This is a genomic window from Polaromonas sp. P3_C2, from assembly GCF_056402675.1.
Genome location: NZ_JBFUGX010000454.1, coordinates 1 through 3,448 on the forward strand (window position 1 = coordinate 1; position 3,448 = coordinate 3,448).

The window sequence follows — 3,448 nt, forward strand, 5'->3', positions numbered from 1 at the left end:
GCTACACCGCGCTGCTCAAGAACACCATCGACTGGGTCTCCAGCCCCGTCAAGAGCGATCCAGCCTGGCACGAAGGCTTCAAGTCTTTCACCGGCAAAGTCGTGGGCGTTCTCAGCGCCTCGCCCGGCGCGCTGGGCGGCCTGCGTTCGCAAAGCCATCTGGTGCCGCTGCTGCTCAACGCGCAGTGCTGGGTCGCGCCCAAGGCTTTTGCCCTGGGCCGCGCCGGCACCGCCTTCGACACCGAGGGCAACCTGCTCGACGAATCGCATCTCAAAAATGTGCAGGCGGTGATCGACCAGGTGCTGTTTGCTTCCCAACGCCTCACTGCATGACAGCGCGTCCAGGCCACTGGCTGTCGGGCCTGGCGGCCTTTTGCCTCGCGTCGTGCGCTTACGCCATGGACGTGGAGATCAGGGAGCCTTTTGTTTTTCTGTCGGGCAAGGTGACCGGCAATGAACAACGGATTTTGCAGGCCGCGATAGAGGAGCACCCCGGCATCACAACGGTGGTGCTCAAAAACTCCTCGGGCGGGGACGCCCGGGCCGGGTATGCGACTGGCGAATACATCCGTGAAAAAGGCCTGATGACCTTGCTCTCAGGCTATTGCCGTTCTTCGTGTTCGCGCATGTTTCTGGGCGGCACAACACGCGCCTACTCCGACGACCAGCCTCTCGAAAGAACGGTCGTGGGTTTCCATGGCAACTACACACAGGACGGCAGCCTGCAACAGGCGCGCATGCCGGCACTGAAAGCCTGGATCATGAAATACAGCGACGGCAAAGCCAACCCCCAGCTGGTAGAGCAGTGGGTCAACCTGCCCAACCACAACGGCTTCGCCTATTTCTACCACCCCCAGGTGCCTGGCATCGGCCCCGACGGCGTGATACTGTGCCAGGGAAGCGAAGACCCGAAGCTGCGCAAGGAGCTGTGCGCAAAGCCTCAACAGGGTGACGCGCTGGCCAACGGGATCGTGACCACACTGGAGATCGCCAAAATACCCCGGTGACCAACGCACTAATTTACGGCCAGCGCCCGTGCCTGTTCCACCGCACCGGCCTTGGTTGCCGCAAGGTCCTCGGGCGGCACCAGCGTCGGCGCAACGCTTATTTCCGCCGTCACCTCAATGTCCAGGAAACGCAGCCAGCGCCGCATGTACGGTTTCTGGAAATCGGATTCATCTTCCCCGGGCCGCAGCGGGTACGCGCCGGCACTTGAATACACCAGCGTCGCACTCTTGCCTGGCAGCAGCGCCTGGTAACCGGTTTGCCTTGACCATGCCCAGTTCTGCCCCGGCAAGGTCACCACGTCGATGAAATGCTTGAGCCGGTAAGGAATGCCGAAATTCCACATCGGCAAACTGAAGAGATACCGGTCTGCCGCATTGAAGCGCTGCGACACCGCGACCGCACGCGCCCACAACGCCTGCTGCGGCGCCGTCGCATTCTGCGCACGCAACACGGCAAACTTGGCGGCGATCATGTCGGCGTCAAACGGCGGCAGGTCGATGTCCCACACATTGATCGTGTCCACGGTGCCCTCGGGATGCGCCTGGCGATAGGCGTCCAGCCAGGCGGTGGCGACGGAAGTTGAAGTGGACGCGGCCTGCATCGGCGAAGCTTCGATATAAACCAGATGGGTCATGGGTTTCTCCACGGATGGGTTGATCAAACAGTGCCGTCCAGCAGGCGCAAGCCCACCATGCCGGCCACCACCAGCGCCACGCAGGTCAGACGCAGTGCCGAGGCGCTTTCGCCCATCCAGAGGATGCCGATCAGCGTCACGCCGACCGAACCTATCCCCGTCCAGATCGCGTAGGCCGTGCCCACCGGCAAAGTCTTGACGGCATGCGTCAAAAAGAAAATGCTGGCGCCGGCCGCGGCCACCCCCAGCACGCTGGGCCACAGGCGCGTCCAGCCTTCGGAAGATTTCAGGAACAAGGCCATTGCGATTTCGACAATGCTTGCGGCGAGTAAATAGAGCCAGGCCATCGGGAGTCTTTCTTTGGAATAACAGGGTTAAAGAGGGTTAAGGATTGATGCGCCTCCAGCTTAGGTTTACGATTACCCATAGGCAAGTACGCACCTTCTGGTAACCATGACAATTCCCGGCGACCCACCCACCGACGCTTCAAATGTGTTTAGCCAGGCCTGCCCGTCGCGGCAAGCGCTGGAGCTGGTGGCCAGCAAGTGGGCCTTGCTGGTGATCCCGGCGCTGGCCGATGGCCCGGTGCGCAACAACGAGCTGATGCGCAAGATCGAAGGCATCTCGCAAAAGATGCTGACGCAAACGCTCAAGGAGCTGGTGCGCAATGGCCTGGTGCTGCGCTTTGACCGCCAGACCGTGCCGCCGCATGTGGAATACCAGCTCAGCGCGCTGGGCCAGTCCCTCAGCGAAACCTTGATCCCGCTGGACAACTGGGCCGAGCGCAACCACCAGAACCTGAAGGCCGCGCGCGAACGTTTTGACGCATCCTTCATCTAGCGCATGGGGGTTAGCCTCATTAGCGGAATCACGTAGCGCCGCGCCTCATGTACGGTCCTATATTGGACCGACACGCCAGCGATGAAAACGACGGCGGCAACAACATGGAGACACATCAAATGAAACACCTCAACACGCGCCGCGGCGCATTGCAGTTCGGCCTCGAGGCCGGCGGCGCACTGGCAGCGGTTTCGGCCTTTCCCGGGCTGCTGCATGCACAGGCCGGCTGGCCCAGCAAACCCATACGCTTGCTGGTGCCCTTCGCGCCCGGCGGCAGCTCGGAGATCGTCGCACGCTCAGCGGCCAACGAACTCACCAAGAGCCTGGGCCAGACGGTGTTTGTGGAAAACAAGCCCGGCGCCAGCGGCAACATCGCCATGCAGGAATGCGCTGCCTCTACCGATGGCCACACCATCATCCTGGGCCACATCGGCACCATGGCGGTCAACCCCTTCATCTTCGACAAACTGCCCTTCGACACCAACAAGGACTTCAAGCCCATCTCGCTGCTGGCCAAGGTGCCCAGCCTGTATGTCGTCAATTCCAGCGTGCCCGCCAACAACCTGAAAGAATTCATCGCGCTGGCCAAGGCCAAGCCCGGCCAGCTCAATTACGGCTCAGCCGGCAATGGCAGCGCCGGCCATCTGGCGTTTGAATATTTGAAGATGGCGACCGGCATTTTTGTGCTGCACGTGCCCTACCGCGGCACCGGCCCGCAGCTGACCGACCTGCTGGCCGGGCGGCTCGAAGCGGCAAGCGTGGGCGCGCCGGCCATCCTCGCGCACATCAAGTCAGGCAAGCTGCGCTGCATTGCCACCGGCACCAAGGAGCGCCTGTCCCAACTGCCCGACGTGCCCACCGTGGCGGAAAGCGGCTACCCCGGTTTTGAAATGACGCAGTGGTACGGCCTTAATGCGCCGGCCAACATGCCGCAGGCCAACATCGACCGCATCGCCGAGGCTTGCAA

General features: G+C 62.2%; 6 protein-coding genes. 4 read left to right on the forward strand and 2 right to left on the reverse strand.

Annotated features, from left to right (window positions below):
* Together AC1DWI_RS17045 and AC1DWI_RS17050 are read left to right on the forward strand one after the other, a co-directional pair.
* Positions 1–332 (forward strand): NADPH-dependent FMN reductase (locus AC1DWI_RS17045; RefSeq protein WP_477725274.1); only part of this gene is annotated, 332 nt, incomplete at its 5' end.
* On the forward strand, positions 329–1,006 hold the full coding sequence (locus AC1DWI_RS17050; protein ID WP_477670390.1) for a hypothetical protein: 678 nt from the start codon (positions 329–331) through the stop codon (positions 1,004–1,006). The genes AC1DWI_RS17045 and AC1DWI_RS17050, both read left to right, overlap by 4 nt.
* Before the next feature lie 8 nt (positions 1,007–1,014).
* Here the strand turns inward: AC1DWI_RS17050 and AC1DWI_RS17055 are convergent, their stop codons facing one another.
* Positions 1,015–1,641 carry an FMN-dependent NADH-azoreductase gene (locus tag AC1DWI_RS17055; protein WP_477670391.1) on the reverse strand — a complete coding sequence of 209 codons (627 nt, stop codon included), beginning with the start codon at positions 1,639–1,641 and terminating at the stop codon, positions 1,015–1,017.
* Positions 1,642–1,664: 23 nt separating this feature from the next.
* Positions 1,665–1,988 (reverse strand): DMT family transporter, encoded by a 324-nt coding sequence (locus tag AC1DWI_RS17060; protein ID WP_457281851.1) that lies wholly within the window; start codon positions 1,986–1,988, stop codon positions 1,665–1,667.
* Between the two features lie 106 nt (positions 1,989–2,094).
* Between AC1DWI_RS17060 and AC1DWI_RS17065 the strand changes: the two genes are divergently transcribed.
* Positions 2,095–2,481: a winged helix-turn-helix transcriptional regulator gene (locus AC1DWI_RS17065; protein WP_477670392.1), complete on the forward strand. Its 387-nt coding sequence runs from the start codon at positions 2,095–2,097 to the stop codon at positions 2,479–2,481.
* 119 nt (positions 2,482–2,600) lie between these two features.
* A partial coding sequence (locus AC1DWI_RS17070) for a Bug family tripartite tricarboxylate transporter substrate binding protein (RefSeq protein ID WP_477725275.1) occupies positions 2,601–3,448 on the forward strand: 848 nt, incomplete at its 3' end.

What these genes read in the sequence shown, in the direction of transcription:
- AC1DWI_RS17055 (WP_477670391.1), bottom strand. Translation starts at nt 1,641, where the DNA reads ATGACCCATCTGGTTTATATCGAAGCTTCGCCGATGCAGGCCGCGTCC.
- AC1DWI_RS17060 (WP_457281851.1), bottom strand. Translation starts at nt 1,988, where the DNA reads ATGGCCTGGCTCTATTTACTCGCCGCAAGCATTGTCGAAATCGCAATG.
- AC1DWI_RS17050 (WP_477670390.1), top strand. Translation starts at nt 329, where the DNA reads ATGACAGCGCGTCCAGGCCACTGGCTGTCGGGCCTGGCGGCCTTTTGC.
- AC1DWI_RS17065 (WP_477670392.1), top strand. Translation starts at nt 2,095, where the DNA reads ATGACAATTCCCGGCGACCCACCCACCGACGCTTCAAATGTGTTTAGC.